Source organism: Cupriavidus sp. IK-TO18 (assembly GCF_015549295.1).
In the GTDB taxonomy this organism is placed as follows: domain Bacteria; phylum Pseudomonadota; class Gammaproteobacteria; order Burkholderiales; family Burkholderiaceae; genus Cupriavidus; species Cupriavidus oxalaticus_A.
Map to the genome: position 1 here is coordinate 302,002 of NZ_JADGMP010000007.1, position 20,574 is coordinate 322,575.

The following is a 20,574-nucleotide window of genomic DNA, read 5'->3' on the forward strand; positions in this document are numbered from 1 at the left end:
GCGCGTTGCCTGATCAACGGGTGGCCGGTGTTCGCCCAGATTGCGCGGGTGTCCCGTGCCGAATGTGTGCTCCCTCTCCCACTTGCGGGAGAGGGAGCACACATTTGGTGAGCTGATTTACCCCGGCAGCGCGTCGTATGTCAGCAAGAACACCTGCTCCTCGCCCGCGCTGACCGGCAGCCAGACGATTTCCAGGTCAGGGAAGGCGGCCTCCACATTGGCATGCTCGTTGCCGATTTCGACCACCAGCACGCCACCGGGATTCAGCCGCGCCTTGGCCCCGGCGATGATCCGCCGCACCACGTCCATGCCATCGTCACCGCCGGCCAGCGCGATGCGCGGCTCGGCCTGGTATTCCGCCGGCAGTGCCTGCATCGAGGCCTCGTTGACGTACGGCGGGTTGGTCAGGATCACGTCGTAGGTCGCGCCATGCGGCAGCGGCGCGTACAGGTCGCCTTCGTAGAGACGGATGCGGTCGTCCATCTTGTAGTCGGCGACGTTGCGGCGCGCCACGGCCAGCGCATCGGGCGAGATGTCGACGGTATCGATCTTCGCATTCGGCCACACGTGCGCGGCCAGGATCGGCAGGCAGCCCGAGCCGGTGCACAGCTCCAGCACCGGGCCGATCTGTCCGGTCTCGCCGACCCACGGCTCCAGCCCTTCCTGCAGCAGTTCGCCGATAAAGCTGCGCGGCACGATCACGCGCGAGTCCACGTAGAAGCGCAGGCCATGCATATAGGCTTCGTGCGTGATGTACGCGGCCGGCACGCGCTCGTTGACGCGGCGGTCGATCACCTTCAGCACGGCGTCGATTTCCTCGGGCAGCAGGCGCGCGTCGAGGAACGGGTCGAGCGTGTCGAGCGGCAGGTTCAGCGTGTGCAGCACCAGGTAGGCCGCCTCGTCATAGGCGTTGGCGCTGCCGTGGCCGAAGGACAGGCGCGCGGCGGTAAAGCGCGAGACCGCGAGGCGCAGCAGGTCGCGCACGGTGCGCAAGGGAGAGGGTGTTGCCATGTCAGTGTCTTTCGGCGAAAAAAATCAGGCGATCAGGCGTTCCAGCACGCCGCGATAAACATCCTTCAGCGGGTCGATGAAGCGCACCTCGACGTGCTCGTCGATCTTGTGGATGCTGGCATTGGGCGGGCCGAACTCGATCACCTGCGGGCAGATCTTGGCGATAAAGCGGCCGTCGGACGTGCCGCCGGTGGTCGACAGCTCGGTGTCGAAGCCGGTTTCTGCCTTGATTGCGGACGACAGCGCGTCGGACAGGTCGCCGCGCGGCGTCAGGAAGGGCTCTCCGCCCAGGGTCCAGTCCAGCGTGTATTCGAGGCTGTGGTGATCCAGGATCGCATGCACGCGCGCCTTCAGGCCTTCGGGCGTGCTCGCGGTCGAGAAGCGGAAATTGAAGTCGATGGTGACGTGGCCCGGGATCACGTTGGTGGCGCCGGTGCCGCCGTGGATATTCGACATCTGCCAGCTGGTCGGCGGGAAGTACTCGTTGCCTTCGTCCCAGACTTCGGCGGCGAGTGCGGCCAGCGCCGGGGCGGCGTCATGGATCGGGTTGCGGCCCAGGTGCGGGTAGGCGATATGGCACTGGATGCCCTTGACCGTCAGCTTGCCCGACAGCGAGCCGCGGCGGCCGTTCTTGACCATGTCGCCGAGCGCGTTGACCGAGGTCGGCTCGCCGATCACGCAGTAGTCCAGGCGCTCGCCGCGCGCGGTCAGCGCTTCGACGACCTTGATGGTGCCGTCATGCGCCGGGCCCTCTTCGTCGCTGGTGATCAGGAAACCGATCGAGCCGGCATGCGCGGGATGCGCCTTGACGAATTCCTCCACCGCCACCACGAAGCCGGCGATCGAGGTCTTCATGTCGGCCGCGCCGCGGCCGTACAGCTTGCCGTCGCGATGGGTCGGCTCGAACGGGTCGGAGTGCCACTGCTCCAGCGGGCCGGTCGGCACCACGTCGGTATGGCCGGCGAACACCAGCAGCTTGCCCGCCGTGCCCTGCGTGCCGCGCCGGACCGCCCACAGGTTGGTCACGCGGAAATCGTCCGGACCGCTGACGATGGCTTCGCAGTCGAAGCCAAGCGCCTTCAGGCGGGTTTCCAGGATGGCCTGGCAGCCTTCGTCGGCGGGCGTGACGGAGCGGCGGCGGATCAGGTCTTCGGTGAGGGCGAGGGTGGCGGTCATGTGACGGCGGCGAAAATCAGGGAAATCGGCAGGGGAATCGGGGGAAATCAGAACTGGCTGGCGTACTGGTCGGCGGAGAAACCCACCATCACCTTGCCAGCATGGGCCAGCACCGGTCGCTTGATCAGCGACGGGCTCTGCTGCATCAGCGCGATCGCGCCGGCTTCTTCCTCGGCGCGGGCCTTGTCCGCATCCGACAGCGCCCGATACGTGGTGCCCTTGCGGTTCAGCAGCGTGGCCAGCGGCACGTGCCTGAGCCAGCCGCGCAGCATGGCTTCATCCACGCCCTGCTTCTTGAAGTCGTGGAAGGTGTAGGCCACGCCGTTGGCGTCCAGCCAGGTGCGGGCTTTCTTGACGGTATCGCAGTTGGGAATGCCGTAGAGCAGGACGGTCATGGCTTGGTCTTTGTTGAATTCGGGCTCAGCGGAACAGCAGGTTCAGCGCAATCACCAGGCTGCCCAGGCCGAGCGCCACGCCACCCATGGCAACGGCGGTCATCAGGCGCAGGCGGCGGTCCAGCCGCGCGGCTTCCTTGCGCAGCGCTTCGATGGTGATGGCGTGCTGCTCGGCCAGCAGCTTGACCGCTTCGGCCTGCTGCACGGCGGCGGCTTCCAGTTCGGCAATGCGGGCGGCGGGATCGCGCGTCTCGGCCACGGCGCCTTCCGGCGCATCGTCCTTGCGCTTGCCTTTCTTGATCTTCTCGATGGTCTTGTTGGCCTGCTCGAGAATGGTGGGCAACAGGGAGAGCACGGTACTGACGGTGGCGGGATCCAGGGCCATGAGTCGCTTGCGGAGGGAAGGCATGTTGAGCCTGGCCAGGCGGGAGGTGACAGCGGGAACAGCGGTAACACGGGTATTGCGGTCCCGGGGACCGGCCCCGGGACGGGCTGGCGCAGCGAGGCCGCGCCAGCGCGGTCAGACCGATCAGACGCGATCAGTCACGCAGCAGGTCGTTCAGGCTGGTCTTGGCGCGGGTCTGCGCGTCGACCTTCTTCACGATCACGGCGCAGTACAGGCTGTACTTGCCATCCTTGGACGGCAGGTTGCCCGCCACCACCACCGAACCGGCCGGCACGCGGCCATAGTGGATCTCGCCGGTTTCGCGGTCGTAGATCTTGGTCGATTGGCCCAGGTACACGCCCATCGAGATCACCGAGTTCTCTTCGACGATCACGCCTTCCACGACTTCCGAACGGGCGCCGATGAAGCAGTTGTCTTCGATGATGACCGGGTTGGCCTGCAGCGGCTCCAGCACGCCACCGATGCCAACGCCGCCCGACAGGTGCACGTTCTTGCCGATCTGCGCGCACGAACCGACGGTGGCCCACGTGTCGACCATGGTGCCCTCATCGACATAGGCGCCGATGTTGACGTACGACGGCATCAGCACCGCGTTCTTCGCGATGAACGAACCGCGGCGGGCCACTGCGGGCGGCACCACGCGGAAGCCAGCCTTGGCGAAGTCGTCGCCGCTCCAGTTGGCGAACTTGGTCGGCACCTTGTCGTAGAACTGGGCGAAGCCGCCGGCGCTCATCGGCGCGTTGTCTTCCAGGCGGAACGACAGCAGCACGGCCTTCTTGACCCACTGGTTGACGATCCAGTCCTTGCCTTGCTTCTCGGCCACGCGCAGCGTGCCGGCATCCAGCTGGGCGATGACGTTGGCAACGGCTTCGCGGATATCGTTGGGGGCGGACTTGGGCGACAGGCTGGTGCGGTCTTCCCAGGCCTGGTCGATCAGGGCTTGCAGTGCTTGCGTCATGTTCGTTTTCTCAGGGTTGAATATTGATGCTTGGGTCTGGCCAATGCGGCGGGCGAGGCAGCGCCTCAGCCCAGCGACTTGCAGAATTCGACGATGCGGCGCGCGCCTTCGAGGCATTCCTCCGGCGTAGCCACCAGCGCCATGCGCACGCGGTTGGCACCCGGGTTGATGCCGTCGGCTTCGCGCGCCAGGTAGCTGCCGGGCAGCACGGTCACGTTCTGCCCGGCCAGCAGGCGCGCGGCGAACTCGGTATCGCTCAGGCCGGTGCGCGAGACATCGGCCCACAGGTAGAAGCCGGCGTCGGGCAGCGCCACATCCAGCACCTCGGCCAGCATCGGCGTCACTTCGCTGAACTTGCGCACGTAGGCCGCGCGGTTCTCGCGCACGTGACCCTCATCGTTCCAGGCGGCGATGCTGGCGCTCTGCACCGCCGGGTTCATCGCGCCGCCGTGGTAGGTACGGTATAGCAGGAATTTCTTCAGCAGCGCGGCGTCGCCGGCGACAAAGCCGGAGCGCAGCCCCGGCACGTTGGAGCGCTTGGACAGGCTGGAGAACATCACCAATCGCTCGAAGCTCCGGCCAAGCCTGTGCGCGGCTTCCAGTGCACCCAGCGGCGCGCGGCCTTCGTCGAAATAGATCTCCGAGTAGCACTCGTCCGACGCGATCACGAAGCCGTAGCGGTCCGACAGCGCGAACAGCTGCTGCCAGTCATCCAGCGACAGCACGGCGCCGGTCGGGTTGCCCGGGGTGCAGACGAACAGCAGCTGGACCTTCTTCCAGACGTCGTCGCTAATACGGCCGAACGCCGGGGCGAAGTTGCGCGCCGGGTCGCTGTTGGCGAACACGGGCGTGGCGCCGGCCAGCAGCGCGCCGCCTTCATAGATCTGGTAGAACGGGTTCGGGCACATCACCAGCGCGCCCGGCCGGGTGCCATCGACCACGGTCTGGGCGAAGGCGAACAGTGCCTCGCGCGAGCCGGTCACCGGCAGCACCTCGGTGGCGGCATTGACCTTGGGCAGCCCGTAGCGGCGTTCCAGCCAGCCGGCGATGCACTGTCGGAGTGCATCGGAACCAGCGGTGGTGGGATAATTCGCCAGCCCCGAAAGCGACTCGGCCAGCGCTTGCTTGATGAATTCGGGCGTCGGGTGCTTGGGTTCGCCGATGCCGAAGCTGATCGCCGGCTTGTCCGCCGCAGGCGTCACCTGCGAAAAGAGTACCCGCAGTTTCTCGAACGGGTAGGGCTGGAGCAGGTCGAGGCGCGGATTCACGGTAGCAGTCGGGGCCGGTTAAAACGACGCATTATAGAGGAACGGCGCGGGTTACCGTGCACCGGAGCCGCCCGCGCGGCCGGCCGGGGCGCGGATGGCGGGAATCACTTCGCAGTGATGCCGCCGGCGCCGTCCGGACTTGTCTGCTCGCCCGTCTCCGCATTACGGCAGCAGGCGCCGGCTCGCCTCAAACAGAATTCCCTTCATGAGCACGAAAACCATTACACCCATTACGGCGCAGGCTGCGCCGGCCGACCGCCATGCGGTCAAGGCGTCTCTTTCCATCCTGCTGGGGGCCTCGGTCTGGGGCATCGCCTGGTTTCCGTACCGCGTGCTGGCCGGCTGGGGGCTGGGTGGCATGCACGCCGCCGCGCTGGTCAGCGCGGTCGCCGCGGTGCTGTCGCTGCTGGCATTCCGCCGCCAGCTGGCCGGGCTGCGCCCGCACTGGCTCTTTGTCGCGGTCGGGCTGGCAGCCGGCGTGACCAACGCCGGCTTTGTCTGGGGCAGCGTCAACGGCCATGTCATGCGCGTGCTGCTCCTGTTCTACCTGACGCCAGTCTGGACCGCGCTGTTCGCCCGGCTGTTCCTGGGCGAGCGGCTCTCGCCGGCGGGGCTGGGCCTGGTGGCGCTGGCCCTGTTTGGCGCCGGGCTGATGCTGTGGACGCCCGAAGTCGGCGTGCCGCTGCCGGGCAACGCCGCGGAATGGTCGGGGCTGATCGGCGGCATTGGCTTTGCCGTCAACAACGTGCTGTCGCGCCGGGCCGGCCAGCGCTTTCCCGACATGGATGCGCGCGTGCGTACCGTGGTGGTGTACCTCGGCTGCACCGTGATCGGCGTGCCGGCGGCACTGTTGCTTGACGGTACCTCGGTGGCGATCGTGCCGGGCGCGCAGGTCAGCGTCGCCATGCTGGTGCTGGGCCTGGCCGCGGTGCTGGTGGTCAGCAACTCGGTGGTGCAATACGGCCTGCAGCGGCTGCCGGCCAACCGGGTGTCGCTGCTGATGCTGTTCGAGGTCGTGATCGCGGCGGTATCGGCGTGGTGGCTGGCGACCGAGGTGCTGAGCTGGAAGGAAGCGGCCGGCGGGCTGTGCATCATCGCTGCCGGCGCCCTGTCGGGGCTGGTGCACCGCAGCCGGCCGGCGCGTGCTTCGGCAGTGGCTGACGCCGGGCTGGCAGCTTAAGCCGTCGCCTTTGCGGCGTATGAATCACTTGCGCACGCGTGCTTTCAGATAGGCGGCAGTCAGCAGCGGCACGTCGAACGGCGGCAGGAACTGTCCGCGTACCGTGGCATCCGGCCCGACCAGGATCAGCGACCCGGGATAGGCTGCGTTGGCGGCAGGCGGCACGCCCGGCCTGGCGCCGAGATCGTCGATCATTCGCGCCAGCGTCTGCGGGCTGCCGGTGGCGCCCATGAAGCGGGCGTCGTACGGGGCAAGGTAGCGCCGCAGGGCGTCCGGGGTATCGCGCTGCGGGTCCAGCGAGATGAACAGCACCTGCGTGGTGGCAAGCTTCTGCGTCGTGCTGATGCGCTGGTACAACCCGGTCAGCGCCGTCAGCGCAGCGCCGCACGGTGCTCCGCAATGGGTGTCGCCCAGCAGCACGAGGGTCCAGCGGCCTTGCAGCTGCGCCTGGGTAAATGCGCGGCCATTCTGGTCGGTGAGGCTGAAATCGCCCACCGGCCAGCCGCGCGACGACAGGTCGGTGTGCTGGGTCTCGTTGTGCGTGGCCGGCGCAAGGCCCGGCAGTGCGACGGCGAAAAGGCACGCGGCCAGCCTGGCCAGCCATCGGTTCATGGTGAAACTCCCTGTCCGGATCGCAATGCAGCGGGATGGCCCGGTGCCGTGGCGCCTGCGCGCTCGGCAGTGCCTGCATTCGCTTCGGCAGTTGCGCTGGCACGCCACGAGCGCATCGCCACGAGCACGCTGGAACCGGCCATCAGCACCGCCGCGAGCACCGGTTGCAGCAGCCCGCCGGCGGCCAGCGCCAGCGCGATCGCGTTGTAGCCGAAGGCCCAGGCCAGGTTGGCCCGGACCGTGCGGCGTACCTGGCGCGCCTGCTGCAACAGCCACGGCAGGCTGGCCAGGCCCGAGCGCGGCAGCACGACGTCCGCGCTTTCGCGCGCCAGGTCGGAGGCGTTGCCCACGGCGATGCCGACGGAGGCAGCCGCCAGCACCGGGCTGTCGTTAAGGCCATCGCCGACCATGGCGACCAGCCCTGTGCCGGCAGCCCAGTCGCGCAGGGCAAGCACCTTGTCCTGCGGCAGCAGCCTGGCCCGCCACGCATCGATATGCAAATCGCCGGCCAGTGCCGCCACCGCGTGCGGATTGTCGCCGCTCAGCAGCAGCGTGCCCAGGCCCTGGCGCTGCATCTCGCCGATCACGTCGCCAACATGCGGCATCGGCAGCGTGCGCAGCGCGATCAGTCCGTGCGCCTGGCCCTCCCAGCCAACCAGTACCAGCGTGCATCCCAGTGGCGCCGTAGCCAGCAGGGCAGGTGGCACGTGCCAACCGAGCGTGCCGAGGAACGCGGGCGATCCCAGCGCGCAGTCCATGCCATCGAATCGACCGCACAGGCCCTCGCCGGCATTGGCCTCGACTTCGTTGGAGGCCACGGGCGGCGATGCCGCGGCGCGGGCCATGGCGGCAATCGCGCGGGCCGCCGGATGGTCCGAAGCCTGCGCCAGCGCAGCCGCCACGCGCAGGACTTCCGCATGGCTGGCGCCTGCTGTCTGCATGCCGACAGGGTGCAGCGTGTCGGCCGTCAGCGTGCCGGTCTTGTCGAAGGCAATGCCCTTGAGCCGTGCCAGCCGTTCCAGCACGTCGCCGCCGCGCACGAGAATGCCGCGTTGTGCAGCCAGTCCGATCGCCAACGCATGCGTGAGGGGGGCTGCGAGTCCCAGCGAGCACGGGCACGCGACCACCAGCACGGCCAGTCCGGCCAGCATCGCGGCGTCCGCCACCTGCGCCGGAGCGCCTGCCCGGCTGCCCCAGAACCACGCGCTGGCCGCGGCCAGCGCCAGCACGCCCGGGATGAACACGGCAATGGTGCGGTCGACGGTGTCGCCCGCCAGCGATTTGCGCACCAGCGCTTCACGCACCTGCCGGCCGATCTGCTGCCACCGGGTCTGCGAGCCGGCCACCGTGGCACGGACCAGCAGCGGGCGGCTGCCGTTGATGCTGCCGGCGTGCACCAGCGCCCCCGGTGGCTTGAACTGCGGCTCGCTCTGCCCGGTCAGGACGGCTTCGTCGCACTCCGAGCGGCCATCGACGACGATGCCGTCGACGGGCACGCGTTCGCCCGGCAGTATCCGCACCAGTTCGCCCGGCCGGATGTCGACGACGGCGCGCCAGCCTTCGGTGCCGCCCTCGACCACGCGCGCCTCGGCGCGTTCAGCCGCCAGCATCGGCGCGAGGCGGCGCGCGGTGCGTACGCGCACCTGCGCCTCAAGCAGGCGGCCCAGCGTAAACAGCAGCAGCACCATGGCGGCGGTGTCGAAATAGACCAGGCTCGAACCGCGCGATACCTGCCAACCTGAGTAGCAGTAGGCGGCGAGCACGCCGATGCAGACCAGGGTGTCGGTCGACAGCCGTCCCTGCCGCATGGCCTGCCACGCGCCTTCGGCAAATGGCCGCCCGAGCAGCAGCACCAGCGGCGTCGCCAGCGCCCACAGCAGCCAGTGAACCGGGCCACGCAGCCACGCTTCATCGCCGGTAAACGCATCGGCGTAGAGCAGCCAGCTGAACAACATGACGTTCATGGCGAGAAACCCGCCGACGCCGAACCGGATCAGCGCGGCGGCGGCCTGCGGTTCCTCGTGCTCGCCATGGTGAACCTGATAAGCCAGGCAGCAGCCATAGCAGCAGAACCAGTGCGCTTCACCGTCCAGCTCGCGCAGCTGGCCCAGCCGTCCGACCGGCAACTGGCAGTGACTGCAGGCGTGCGAGGTTTCGATGGGCATAGGCGGCCTGTCTAATGCAGGTGGGCGCTCATCGGCACCACGCCGCGCGCGAGCGTGATCAGGCCGAGCAGGACGATGAACGCGCCGGCGGCGCGCACACCCTGCATGCGCCAGCCCGGGCGCGCCGCAGGCGCAGGCAGGAAGCTGGCGATGACGGGCTGCACCGGGATGCCCGCAGGCCGATGCCGCGCGCGCCACCAGAGCCCGAGGCCACCCATCGCCAGCATGGTGGGCAAGGTGCCGAGCCCGAACGCGAGCATGATCTGCAGGCCGCCCAGTGCGGTTCCGCTGGCCGCCGCCTGCGCGGCAAAGGCGTAAACCAGCGGGCAGGGGAGAAAGCCGTTTAGCACGCCAAATGCCAGCGGCGCGCCAGGTCCGGGCCGGCGCAGCAAGGTGCGCAGCGATTGCGCCAGCCACTGCGCGCCCCCACCGCCCAGCGCATGGCCGCCTCGGCCAATGAGCCCGGCCAGGTTCAGCCCGATCAGCAGCATCAGCAGCCCGGACAGGATGGCCAGCCCGCGCTGCACCATGCTGGCCATGCTGCTTTCACCGGAGTGCCCGACGAGCAGCATGCCGAGATAGCCGGCCAGCGTGCCAAGGAACGCATAGCTGCCGATGCGGCCCAGGTTGTAGCCCAGGTGCCGCAGCAAGGTGGCAACGCGTCCGCCGGGCGCGGGGCCCAGGCCGCAGGCAAAGCCGCCGCACATGCCGGCGCAGTGCATGCTGCCGGCGACGCCTGCCAGGAAGACCAGCCACAGGTCGCTCATGGCCTCTCCCGCTACTTGCGTAACGCCAGGTAGGCCACCCAGGCAAAGAAGCCAACCGTCATGATGACGAAGATCCAGAAGGCGATCGCTTCGGCAAGGGTCATGACCGGCTCCGCTTATAGGAACTGCAGGCCGAGCACGTTCAGCGCGAGTTCGCCGAACAGGAAGGCCAGGTTCAGCAGGGCCAGCGCGAGCAGCAGTCTCGGTATCATGGTCGGCTCCGATGGTATGGCGGACGGTCGGCGGGCGGTTGGCTTAGCGCGTCAGGTCCAGCCCTGGCCCGAGCCCGCCCCAGTAGGCATAGCCGTAGTACAACGCCCAGACGAACAACACCAGGTAGACCACCAGCAGCCACACATTGATGCGGCCATGCCGCGCCTGGATATGGCCGCCGCCGTAGTCTTGGGTCTGCCGGTGATGCGGCTCTTCCGGCACGGCGGGCGGGCTGTCGCGTTCATCATTCATGGCCGGATGCCTCCGCTTCGTCGTCCTTGACTTCGGCCCGGTAGGCCTTGTACTTGATGGCTTCGACGTCTTCGAACAGCCCCGACAGCACGGCCCAGATAAACACGCAGACCGCGCCGAGGCTCATGAAGAAGGCCACCACGAATTGCAGCAAGGTGAGTTCGGCCATGCTCGTTCCCTCTGGCTAGCGCTCGTCGGCAAATGCGAAACCATGCCGCCTGGCCCACGCCTCGCCGGCATAGGTGCTTGGCTGGCCGGGCTGTCCCGGTTGGCCCGCCGCCGGCGCGCGATAGGCGTGGCGCGATTCGTCGGCGCGCAGGCCGGGGTCGTTCAGCGCGGCTTTCTGCCCGGGCGGGATCGGCAGCGGCTGGCCGGTCAGGGGATCGGTGTAGGCCGACAGCGACAGGACAAAGTAGGCCAACGCCCAGCGATCGTCTTCGGACACCGTGTCGCTGAACGACGGCATCGGCGTGCCGGACAGCCCCGTGCTCATGGTGCGGAAGATGTCCTTCACCGATGCCCCGGACTTGAACTGCCCGGTGGTCAGGTTGGCCGGCGGGATCGGGAAGCCGAAATCGTCCTCGAGTCCGGCCGCCTTTTCGCCATCGCCCTTGCCGGTGCGCCCGTGGCATTCCCAGCATTTGGCGCGGTCCCAGGCCTGCTTGCCGCGCTGGATCATTTCGGCCGAGGGCTTGGGCGGCACGCCGATAAAGATCGGCGCGAGCGGCGGCTCTTCGAGGAAGTAGAAGTAGGGCTTGTCGGGATTGCTGCGGTCGGCCGCCAGTACGTACTTGATGTACTGGATCACCGCCAGCCGGTCTTTTTCCGGAAGTTCGTGCCAGCTCGGCATCGCGGTGCCGCGCACGCCGCGCGTGATGGTGCGCAGCAGGTCGCCGTCATCCGGCATGGAGCCCGACGGCGTGAGGCGGAACTTGAACACGCCCAGCGTGAAATTGCGCGGGCGGTCCTTCTGCATGAACGCGGCGGCCGGTCCGTTGCCATCGCCCTTGACGCCATGGCAGCCCAGGCAGCGACGCTCATACACGTTCTTGCCGTGCGCGATCCACTCCTCCGAACGCGGGATGCTCGTCTGCGAGGCCTCCATCTGCTGCGGCTCGAAGCGGTCGCGCCACTTGCCGCGGTTGGTGCCCAGCTTTTGCAGGTAGGCCACCAGCGCGCGCAGGTCTTCCGTGTCGGCGATCAGGATCACGGTCTCGCCTGTGAATTCCTTGTTGGGGGTCAGGATCACGGGGTACTTCCCCCGCTCCGGGACATAGAGCAGGCCGGCCTGGTTGGGCGTCAGCGTGATGGTCTTGCTGCTGCCGAAATCGAACAGCTGCCGGGTCGCGGGCGTGTTCTCGACGGTGCGGCGCCCCTGCTGGTCGGTCACCAGCCGTGCGGTGTGCGGCTCGGAGAACAGCGCGGTGAAGCGCGGCATGATCGAGTCGGGCGACAACATGCGCGGATCCCAGAAGTGCGCCAGGTGCCAGGCATCGCTGAACTTCAGGCCGACGCGCGAGAGATCCGGGCCGATGCGCCGCGTCGAGAACAGGTGCGGCAGGTCAAACGCGTATTCGCCGGCCTGGGAGACCGGGCCCCAGCGCCGGGTCTCGCCGGTGACCGGGCGCACGAACTGCGAGTGGCAGTACCAGCAGCCTTCGCGCGTATAGACCTCGCGGCCCCGCAACTGCAGCGGCGTGTAGTCGGTGGCGCGTGCTTCCGTCCATTTCAGTTCGCCCAGGTCGGTGCGCACCACCTGGGTGACCTTGTCGGTGCGCGACTGCGGCTCCAGCATCGGCAGCACGCCCTGCACGAAGGCGGCCAGCGAGAGGCAGCCGAACCCCGCGATCAGTGCATAGAAGCGCAGGCCATAGCGGCCATCGGGGCGGCGCGGGGTCATGTTGACGCTCCGCGTGCGGCGCCCGTGGCGCTCGGTGCCGTGGCGGGCTCGGCCGCCATCACGGTGCGCATCAGGTTGTAGACCAGCAGCGACATGCCGATGTCCATCGAGATGCCGGCAGTCGTGCGCACCAGCCAGTAGGGCCGGATGGCTACCAGCGAGTCCAGCCATTCCACGCCCGCCATCAGCATGTAGCCCTGCTGCAGGCCGGCCATGGTCAGGTCCAGTCCCATCAGGCTGATGCCGAAGGTGATCAGCCAGAACGACCAGTTGCCGAGCCGCGCCGACCATAGCGGCCGCGCCACCAGCCTGGGTATCACGTAGACCGTGCCGCCGATGGCCCACACCACGAAGGTGCCGAATACCGTCAGGTGCGAGTGCGAGATGACGAAATCGCTGAAATGCGTTGGCTGCTGGATCGCGCGCAGGGCCTCGGTCGAGCCCTGGAAGCAGCCCGCGAGGTACATCAGCGAACCCATGATCAGGAATTTGGCGGTCAGGTTCTGGGTAAAGGTGTGCCAGCGGCCCATCATGGTGCCGAAGAAATTCTGCAATACCGTCCAGACCGGCACGATCAGCAGCATCGAGGTGATGATCGCCAGCGTCTCGGCCCAGTCGGCGATGGGGCTGTACAGGTAATGGTGGATGCCGACGAAGGGATAGAACAGCGCCAGCGACCAGAACCCCACCAGCGACAGCTTGTGGCTGTAGACCGGGTTCTGCACGCTCGCCGGCAGGAAATAGTAGATCAGCACGTAGCCGGCAGGCGTGATCCACAGCCCCACGATGTAGTGGATGAACAGGCCGTGGAAGGCGGCGCTGTTGATGCCGGTGATGGTGTACGGCAGGATAAAGCTGCCGAGTACCAGGTTCATCACGGTCCAGACAAAGGCGCCGATCAGGTACCACACTGCCACATAGAGTTGCGGCTCGCGCCGGTGCGCGATCGTCATCAGGAACTGCACGGTGGTGACCGTCACCACGAAGAAGATGATGGCGTCGATCGCAAGCGGGAATTCGCCGGCCTCCAGGCCCTGGTTGTAGCCGAGCATCAGCGACGCCATGCCGGCAACCAGGCCCAGGTTCCACACCCATACCAGCCAGTGTCCCCACCGGCCTTTCCATACCGGCACGCCGCACAGGCGCGGCAGCAGGTAGTAGCACAAGCCGATGAACAGCGTGGAGAAGGCGCCGAAGATCACGCCATTGACATGCATCGGCCGCAAGCGGCCGAAAGTCAGGTATTGCGAGGTCCCCAGGTAGTCTGGGAAGTTGAACAGGCTGGAGATGGTCACGCCGATGCTGGGCGTGAACATCAGCCAGAACAATCCCCAGTAGAGCCACTTGAGAATAAGCCCGCGGTCGATCAGCGAATCCAGGTCAGGAAATGCTTCGGATGGGTCCGATGTCGCGCGGGCGGCAGTCATATGCTTTTATCTCCCTTCGTTATCGCAGCCGGCCACGCGCTCAGTGCCTGCCTGGATCGAGCTTGCTGTTGCGGTTCGAGTAGTAGATGTACGCCTCGAGCGCTTTCATGGCGGGCCCGTTGGGGTCGATCTTCTCGCCTTCGTTGGGTTTCTCGATGCACCAGTTGATCATGTCCCGCAGCGTGGCGAACTCGTTCATCTGTTCCTGGAACTTGGGAAACTCATGCGGATGGGTGTCCGACGCATACGGGTGGCACATGGCGCAGGCAACACCGGTGTTCGACAGCTTGACGTTCAGCCGCTGCTGCGCACCGGAATCGCCGTGGAACAGCTGGTCGCCGACCTTCACCTGTTCCATGAACACCTCTTCAAACGCTTTCAGCTGATCTGCCGTGTGGGGTTCCTTGTGCGCCATCGGCTGGTCGCTGTCGTAGCCGAGCAGCAGCAACACGGCTACCCCAGCCGCCAGGGCCCGGGCATGCCATTTGTCGTTCTTCATCATTCGCTCCTCACGCATTTCTGCGCCGGATCAGGGGTGCCGGCCGGGCTAGATCCGGTCGGCCACGCGCGGGCTGAGCACCTGGTTGCGGTTGTCCTCAGTGCCGGAATCCGCCGGCTGGTCGGCGAAGACCGTCTTGCGCCACATCTTGTATTCGTTCTCCACCCGTCCCTGCGGGGTCATGGTCAGCGTGCTCCAGCCCACGCCGTCGAAGTGATCGCCCGGATCGGCGCGAATCATCGGCTTGGTCAGCAGCGGCACGCCTTCCGGCGCGTAGGGCCATGGCCACGACGTGGCAAGCATGCCGATCGAGCGCACCTTGCCGATCTCGTTGTAGAGCACCTGGTGCGTATGACCGTGGATATTGGTGACGTTGGCGTAGGGCTTGAGGATTTCATGCGCCTCGCGCCAGTCGCGGATCCAGAAATTCCAAGGCGGGTAGTACTCGTACAGCGGCGTATGCGTGAACAGGATGACCGGGCTGCTCTTGGGCCAGTTCGACAGCGTGCTGTTGAGCCAGCGCATTTGCTTTTCGCCGATCGCCGACCAGGCACCACCCAGAGTGCCGTCGAGCGTGGCCATATGTCCCATGCGCTCTTTCGGCGTCATCTTGCGTGCCGTCCAAAAGTCAGGTGCGGCAGCGACCGTATTCAGGCCGATCACGCGCACGCCTTTGTGGTCGAAGGTCCAGGGCGTGTTGCCGAAGGTCTTGTTCCAGGTCGACCCCATGTCGAGGTACCAGTCGTGCTCGCCCGGGATGAAGACCTTGCGGACCTTCACTTCCTTCAGCAGTTCGGCGCCGAGTTGCAGCTCGACAGGATCGCCCAGCTGCGCCAGGTCGCCGCCGAAGATCATGAAGTCAGCCGGCGGATTCATCGCCTGCACTTCCTTGAAGGCGCGCACCGTCTTTTCCACGAAGCGGGAGTTGAGCTCCCTTGGATAAAGGTGCGTGTCGGAGACCCAGGCAAAGCGGAAGCTCTGCCCGGTTTGCCCGTAGGCCACCTCAAGAGTGTTCAGGAGCGGGAAGAACCCGCATGCGGCGGCGCCCGCAACGCCTTTGAGCAGCGCCTGGTGCAGGAATGTGCGGCGCGTCCATACTGCTGCGCCTTCCGGGCGATCGCCCGGACCGGCCAGGGTCCGGTGCAACTCGCGTCGTTCGAGTTGGAATGAGTTCATCTGGCGGTCCTCCGCCCCCCGGGGGATGATGAAGTTGGCAGCGGCGAAACTGAACGCGCTATTTCTTTTTCAGTTCGATCGAGAGTTTCGCGGTCTGGCCGCCGGCTACCGTGACTGGCGTCTCGGTATCGCCGGTGTAGTACTGCGTGGCAACCAGGGTGTAATTGCCTGGTGGAACGTCGTCGATGCGGAAGCTGCCGTCTTCGCCGGTCAGCGCGTAGTACGGGCTATCGGCGACATAGATGTGGGCCAGCATCCAGCCGTGCGCGTCGCACTCGACCCGGACCAGCCCGGGCCGCGGAAGTTCGCGCGTGATCTTGACCCCTTTCTCAGGTAGCGCAAGGTTGAATGCCGTGCGCTGTCCGTAGAAGCCGTGGGTATTGTGCAGTATCGGATCAGAGCTGGTGACTTCAAGCTTGCCGGCTCGGATCACCTGCACGGCAGGCTTGAAAATGCAGTGTTCCTGGTCGAGCACCGGGATCTTGTCGGGGGTACCCCAGGCCTTCCCTTTGGGCACTTCCTTCAGGTACACGACGGCATCCTGGACGCCTTTGCCGGCGCCCACGCGGATCTGTGGTTCATCGCGCGGGCCGCCGCAGACTTCGCGGTCCTTGGTGGGGATGATCTTGCGGATCGGGACGGTGCCCTGGAAAGTGACCTTGCCTTCGATCTTGCCGCCCCCGCTGACCGGGGCGACTTCATAGGCAAAGGTGGGGACGCTGAACAGGCTGAGTACTGCCAGTTGCATGCAGCAAGCTTTGCGAAGAAAGAAACACATGCTGTTTCCCCGCCTTTCAGCGCCATGCGGTGCGCTCACTCTTGTTGTTCCCCCCGGACATGCAAGGCGCAGCAGGATGCTATGGGTTGTCGCTGAAGCATAGTACGCAGGCTGCCCAATGCAAAGTGCAACGGACATTTGGTGCGGCAGCACGTGATGGGACGGACGCAGCCAGCCAGCGTGTGCTTGACAGTGCGTACTACCGTGGCCCGCTGTCGCTGCTGCAAGTCGCGTACAGCCACCTCAAGGCCTACGAGGCCCATCGGAGCCACTTTCGATAAACGAGGCAGACACCAGCAGGGTAGAACAGGCGGCGGTCACCGCGGACGCGCTCTAGCTCGATTGCCGGTTATTGATGTCGCTGATGGACCACGGCCGGGCGGCCGCCGACAGTTCACGCATGCTTGGTCCTCCTGGAAATTGCCGCAAGGGCAGGGCTTCGGGGGGGCTTTCATGGTGCGCGGCTCCCGGAGCGAATCCGGGATCACGCCGACAGTGCAGAGACTAGCATTTACCCTAATTAGTTTCCCGGCCACGTCACAGGCGTGCCGGCCGGGCACGCCGCCGATGAATGCCAAAGTGCTTGCGGAATCCCCTGTAAGGGACGGAAAAGCAAGGGAAATCGGGGTAGGAATATGGCGCCGGGGCAACCGCCAAACGGGCCGGCGAAGGCATCTGCGATGGTATGATTAGCCCCAATTCTCGGGCCGGGGGGGTATTTTGAGGCGCAGGCGGCACGCCGCGCCGGCTCCCGCGCAGCCCGGCTTCTGAACATTGCTATAGCCCCGATACCAGGCTGCGCGCGGTACCCAAGACGGACCGCTGGCGGCCGATACCACACGAGAAACCGTGCGACTATCCTCGATCAAGCTGGCGGGCTTCAAGTCATTCGTCGATCCCACCAATTTCCAGGTGCCGGGCCAACTGGTCGGCATCGTCGGTCCCAACGGCTGCGGCAAATCCAACATCATCGACGCGGTGCGCTGGGTGCTGGGCGAGTCACGCGCTTCGGAGCTGCGCGGCGAGTCCATGCAGGACGTGATCTTCAACGGTTCCACCGCGCGCAAGCAGGCCGGCCGGGCCAGCGTCGAACTGGTGTTCGACAACGCCGAAGGCCGCGCCGCCGGCCAGTGGAGCCAGTACGCCGAAGTGGCGGTCAAGCGCGTGCTGACCCGCGACGGCACCTCGTCCTACTACATCAACAACCAGCCGGTGCGCCGGCGCGATATCCAGGACATTTTCCTGGGCACGGGCCTGGGCCCGCGCGCCTACGCCATCATCGGGCAGGGCATGATCTCGCGCATCATCGAGGCCAAGCCCGATGACATGCGCATCTTCCTGGAAGAAGCCGCGGGGGTGTCCAAGTACAAGGAGCGCCGGCGCGAGACCGAGAACCGCCTGTCCGACACGCGCGAAAACCTGACCCGCGTCGAGGACATCCTGCGCGAACTCGGCACCAACCTGGAAAAGCTGGAAGGCCAGGCCGAAGTCGCCCAGCGCTTCAAGACGCTGCAGTCCGATGGCGAAGAAAAGCAGCACCTGCTGTGGCTGCTGCGCAAGCGCGAGGCGCAGGTCGAGCAGGAACGCCACCAGCGCGCCATCGAGCAGGCCCAGATCGACCTGGAAGCGCAGACCGCGCAGCTGCGCCATGTCGAGGCCGAGCTGGAAACCATGCGCGCCGCGCACTATGCCGCATCCGACGGCATGCATGCGGCGCAGGGCGCGCTGTACGAAGCCAATGCCGAGGTCAGCAAGCTCGAGGCCGAGATCCGCTACGTGGTGGAGTCGCGCAACCGCGTGCAGGCCCAGATTGCCGCGCTGACGGCGCAACGCGAGCAGTGGCAGGGCAAGGCCGAGCAGGCCACCGACGAACTGGCGCAGGCCGAAGAGAACCTGGCCGTGGCCGAGGGCCGCACGGTCGAGGCGCAGGAGGCGGTGGCGCACAAAAACGACGAGCTGCCGACGCTGGAAGGCCAGTGGCGCGATGCCCAGCAGCTGCTCAACGAGCAGCGCGCCGGCATCATGCAGGCCGAGCAGGCGCTCAAGCTCGAAGCCGCGCAGCAGCGCAGCGCCGACCAGATGCTGCAGCAGCTGGAGCAGCGCCGCGAGCGCCTGTCGGCCGAGGAAAAGGGCCTGGACCGTCCGGATGAAACCCGGCTGGAACAGGGCCGCGCCGAGCTGGCCGAGCAGGAGGCGCTGGTCGAGGAAGCCCAGGCCGTGCTGGCCGATGCCGAAGAAAGCGTGCCGCGCCTCGATGAAGAGCGCCGCGCCGCGCAGGCGCGCGTGCATAGTGAAGCCGCCGCGATCGCGTCGCTGGAAGCGCGCCTGCATGCGCTGCGCCAGCTGCAGGAGAACGTGCAGACCGACGGCAAGGTGCAGCCCTGGCTGGCGAAGCACGAGCTGGCCGAGCTGCCGCGCCTGTGGAAGAAGGTCCATATCGAGGCGGGCTGGGAAAACGCGCTGGAATCCGTGCTGCGCGAGAAGCTGAACGCGCTGGAAATTTCCAACCTGGACTGGGTCAAGGCCTTCCTGACCGACGCGCCGCCGGCCAAGCTCGCGTTCTACTCGCCCCCGGCCGCGGCCCGTCCGCTCGAAACGCCGGCGGGGCTGCGTCCGCTGATGTCGCTGGTGCAGATCACCGAGCCGGGCATCCGCGCAGTGATGCAGGACTGGCTGGCCGATATCTTCGTCGCCACCGACATGGCGCAGGCGCTGGCCACGCGCGGCACGCTGCCCGAAGGCGCGTCGTTCGTGGTGGCCCAAGGCCACCTGGTGGGCCGCAACGCGATCCAGATCTACGCCGCCGATTCCGAACAGGCCGGCATGCTGGCGCGCGAGCAGGAAATCGAAAACCTGCAGAAGCAGGCGCGTGCGCAGGCGCTGCTGTCTGACGAAGCCAAGACCCAGGCAGTACGTGCCGAGGCTGCGTACACGCAGGCCAGCCAGGCGCTGGGCGAGGCCCGCACGCGCGCCGAGCAGGCCACGCGCCGCGTGCATGCGCTGCAGATGGACGTGCTCAAGCTGTCGCAGGCGATGGAGCGCTATTCCGCGCGCAGCGGCCAGATCCGCGAGGAGCTGGAAGAAATCCACGCGCAGATCGAAGAGCAGCGCGCGATCCGTGCAGAATCCGAAGCCAGCTTCGAGCAGCACGACGCCGCGCTGGCCGAGATGCAGGCCTCGCACGAAGACCAGCAGATGGCCTTCGAGGCGCTGGACAGCAAGCTGTCGGCCGCGCGCCACCAGCTGCGTGACTTCGAGCGCGCGGCGCAGGAAGCGCTCTTTGCCGAGCGCAACCTGTCCAGCCGCATCGACGAACTGCGCCGCAATATCCAGGTCGCGGCGGACCAGGCCGAGCGCATCGCCGAATCGCTGGAGAACGCCCGCGCCGAGCTTGAAACCATCAACGAGCAGACCGCGCATACCGGCCTGCAGGATGCGCTGGAACTGCGCGCCGAGAAGGAAGCCAGGCTCACCGTCGCGCGCACCGAACTCGATGCGCTGTCGGCGCAGCTGCGCCAGTTCGACGAGCAGCGCCTGGCCGCCGAGCGCAGCCTGCAGCCGCTGCGCGACCGCATCACCGAGCTGCAGCTCAAGGAGCAGGCCGCGCGCCTGAACCAGGAGCAGTTCAGCGAGCAGCTGACCACGGCGCAGGTCGACGAAGCCGGGCTGGCGCACAAGCTCACCGGCGACCTGAAGCCGTCGTACCTGCAGGGCGAAGTCACGCGCATCAACAACGCCATCAACGCGCTGGGCCCGGTCAACATGGCCGCGCTCGAGGAACTGGCGGCGGCGCGCGAGCGCAAGACCTTCCTCGATGCGCAGTCGGCCGACCTGAACGACGCCATCAACACGCTGGAAGACGCGATCGCCAAGATCGACCAGGAAACCCGTGCGCTGCTGCAGGGCACCTTCGACCAGGTCAACCACCATTTCGGCGAGCTGTTCCCGTCGCTGTTCGGTGGCGGCCAGGCGCGCCTGATCATGACCGGCGAGGAAATCCTCGACGCCGGCGTGCAGGTGATGGCGCAGCCCCCGGGCAAGAAGAACTCGACCATCCACCTGCTGTCGGGCGGCGAGAAGGCGCTGACCGCGATTGCGCTGGTGTTTGCGATGTTCCAGCTCAACCCGGCGCCGTTCTGCCTGCTGGACGAGGTGGACGCGCCGCTGGACGATGCCAACACCGAGCGCTACGCCAACATGGTGGCGCGCATGTCGGACAAGACTCAATTCGTTTTCATCTCACATAACAAGATCGCCATGGAAATGGCTCATCAACTCATTGGCGTGACCATGCAGGAGCAAGGCGTTTCGCGGATCGTGGCCGTGGATATGGACGCGGCGGTTTCGATGGCGGAGGCAGCATGAGCCGTAAGCAGGAGCCCCGAGACCAC

General features: G+C 66.8%; 18 protein-coding genes. 2 read left to right on the forward strand and 16 right to left on the reverse strand.

Going from position 1 to position 20,574, the window contains the following annotated elements; translation table 11 throughout:
• Nucleotides 1–117 precede the first annotated feature (117 nt).
• The 6 genes from prmB to dapC form a co-directional block, all read right to left on the reverse strand.
• Nucleotides 118–1,011: a 50S ribosomal protein L3 N(5)-glutamine methyltransferase gene (prmB, locus tag IPF36_RS06750; protein WP_135705385.1), complete on the reverse strand. Its 894-nt coding sequence runs from the start codon at nt 1,009–1,011 to the stop codon at nt 118–120.
• A 24-nt stretch (nt 1,012–1,035) separates the two neighbouring features.
• Complete coding sequence (gene dapE / locus IPF36_RS06755; protein WP_195427621.1) at nt 1,036–2,187, reverse strand: succinyl-diaminopimelate desuccinylase; 1,152 nt, start codon at nt 2,185–2,187, stop codon at nt 1,036–1,038.
• Nucleotides 2,188–2,234: 47 nt separating this feature from the next.
• Complete coding sequence (locus tag IPF36_RS06760) at nt 2,235–2,582, reverse strand: arsenate reductase (RefSeq protein WP_133096328.1); 348 nt, start codon at nt 2,580–2,582, stop codon at nt 2,235–2,237.
• Between the two features lie 25 nt (nt 2,583–2,607).
• Nucleotides 2,608–2,967 (reverse strand): hypothetical protein, encoded by a 360-nt coding sequence (locus IPF36_RS06765; protein ID WP_240745875.1) that lies wholly within the window; start codon nt 2,965–2,967, stop codon nt 2,608–2,610.
• 154 nt (nt 2,968–3,121) lie between these two features.
• Nucleotides 3,122–3,946, reverse strand: coding sequence for a 2,3,4,5-tetrahydropyridine-2,6-dicarboxylate N-succinyltransferase (gene dapD / locus IPF36_RS06770; RefSeq protein ID WP_135705384.1), 825 nt, complete (start codon nt 3,944–3,946; stop codon nt 3,122–3,124).
• Between the two features lie 65 nt (nt 3,947–4,011).
• Nucleotides 4,012–5,214 carry a succinyldiaminopimelate transaminase gene (dapC, locus tag IPF36_RS06775; RefSeq protein WP_135705383.1) on the reverse strand — a complete coding sequence of 401 codons (1,203 nt, stop codon included), beginning with the start codon at nt 5,212–5,214 and terminating at the stop codon, nt 4,012–4,014.
• A 205-nt stretch (nt 5,215–5,419) separates the two neighbouring features.
• Here dapC and IPF36_RS06780 point away from each other — a divergent pair, with 205 nt between their 5' ends.
• Nucleotides 5,420–6,394, forward strand: a complete 975-nt coding sequence (locus IPF36_RS06780; protein WP_135705382.1) for a DMT family transporter — start codon at nt 5,420–5,422, stop codon at nt 6,392–6,394.
• A gap of 24 nt (nt 6,395–6,418) precedes the next feature.
• Here the strand turns inward: IPF36_RS06780 and IPF36_RS06785 are convergent, their stop codons facing one another.
• The 10 genes from IPF36_RS06785 to IPF36_RS06830 form a co-directional block, all read right to left on the reverse strand.
• A complete protein-coding gene (locus IPF36_RS06785; RefSeq protein WP_133096324.1) occupies nt 6,419–7,006 on the reverse strand; it encodes an SCO family protein in 588 nt (195 codons plus the stop codon).
• Nucleotides 7,003–9,171 (reverse strand): heavy metal translocating P-type ATPase, encoded by a 2,169-nt coding sequence (locus IPF36_RS06790; RefSeq protein ID WP_135705380.1) that lies wholly within the window; start codon nt 9,169–9,171, stop codon nt 7,003–7,005. Before IPF36_RS06790 ends, IPF36_RS06785 begins: the two co-directional genes overlap by 4 nt.
• Nucleotides 9,172–9,182: 11 nt before the next feature.
• Nucleotides 9,183–9,938, reverse strand: coding sequence for a sulfite exporter TauE/SafE family protein (locus tag IPF36_RS06795; RefSeq protein WP_135705379.1), 756 nt, complete (start codon nt 9,936–9,938; stop codon nt 9,183–9,185).
• A gap of 255 nt (nt 9,939–10,193) precedes the next feature.
• Nucleotides 10,194–10,403, reverse strand: a complete 210-nt coding sequence (locus IPF36_RS06800; protein WP_133096321.1) for a hypothetical protein — start codon at nt 10,401–10,403, stop codon at nt 10,194–10,196.
• Nucleotides 10,396–10,572: a cbb3-type cytochrome oxidase assembly protein CcoS gene (ccoS, locus tag IPF36_RS06805; protein ID WP_133096320.1), complete on the reverse strand. Its 177-nt coding sequence runs from the start codon at nt 10,570–10,572 to the stop codon at nt 10,396–10,398. Before ccoS ends, IPF36_RS06800 begins: the two co-directional genes overlap by 8 nt.
• A 15-nt stretch (nt 10,573–10,587) precedes the next feature.
• Nucleotides 10,588–12,303, reverse strand: coding sequence for a cbb3-type cytochrome c oxidase subunit II (locus IPF36_RS06810; RefSeq protein WP_195427622.1), 1,716 nt, complete (start codon nt 12,301–12,303; stop codon nt 10,588–10,590).
• On the reverse strand, nt 12,300–13,730 hold the full coding sequence (locus tag IPF36_RS06815; RefSeq protein WP_135705377.1) for a cbb3-type cytochrome c oxidase subunit I: 1,431 nt from the start codon (nt 13,728–13,730) through the stop codon (nt 12,300–12,302). The genes IPF36_RS06810 and IPF36_RS06815 overlap by 4 nt, the downstream gene beginning before the upstream one ends.
• 40 nt (nt 13,731–13,770) lie before the next feature.
• Nucleotides 13,771–14,232, reverse strand: coding sequence for a hypothetical protein (locus IPF36_RS06820; protein WP_205751633.1), 462 nt, complete (start codon nt 14,230–14,232; stop codon nt 13,771–13,773).
• A 45-nt stretch (nt 14,233–14,277) separates the two neighbouring features.
• Complete coding sequence (locus IPF36_RS06825) at nt 14,278–15,405, reverse strand: metallophosphoesterase (RefSeq protein ID WP_133096317.1); 1,128 nt, start codon at nt 15,403–15,405, stop codon at nt 14,278–14,280.
• A 58-nt stretch (nt 15,406–15,463) separates the two neighbouring features.
• The gene (locus IPF36_RS06830; RefSeq protein ID WP_205751632.1) at nt 15,464–16,153 is read right to left on the reverse strand and encodes a carboxypeptidase regulatory-like domain-containing protein; all 690 of its coding nucleotides are present in this window, start codon (nt 16,151–16,153) and stop codon (nt 15,464–15,466) included.
• Nucleotides 16,154–17,032: 879 nt separating this feature from the next.
• Between IPF36_RS06830 and smc the strand changes: the two genes are divergently transcribed.
• A complete protein-coding gene (gene smc, locus IPF36_RS06835) occupies nt 17,033–20,548 on the forward strand; it encodes a chromosome segregation protein SMC (protein ID WP_195427623.1) in 3,516 nt (1,171 codons plus the stop codon).
• Nucleotides 20,549–20,574 lie beyond the last annotated feature (26 nt).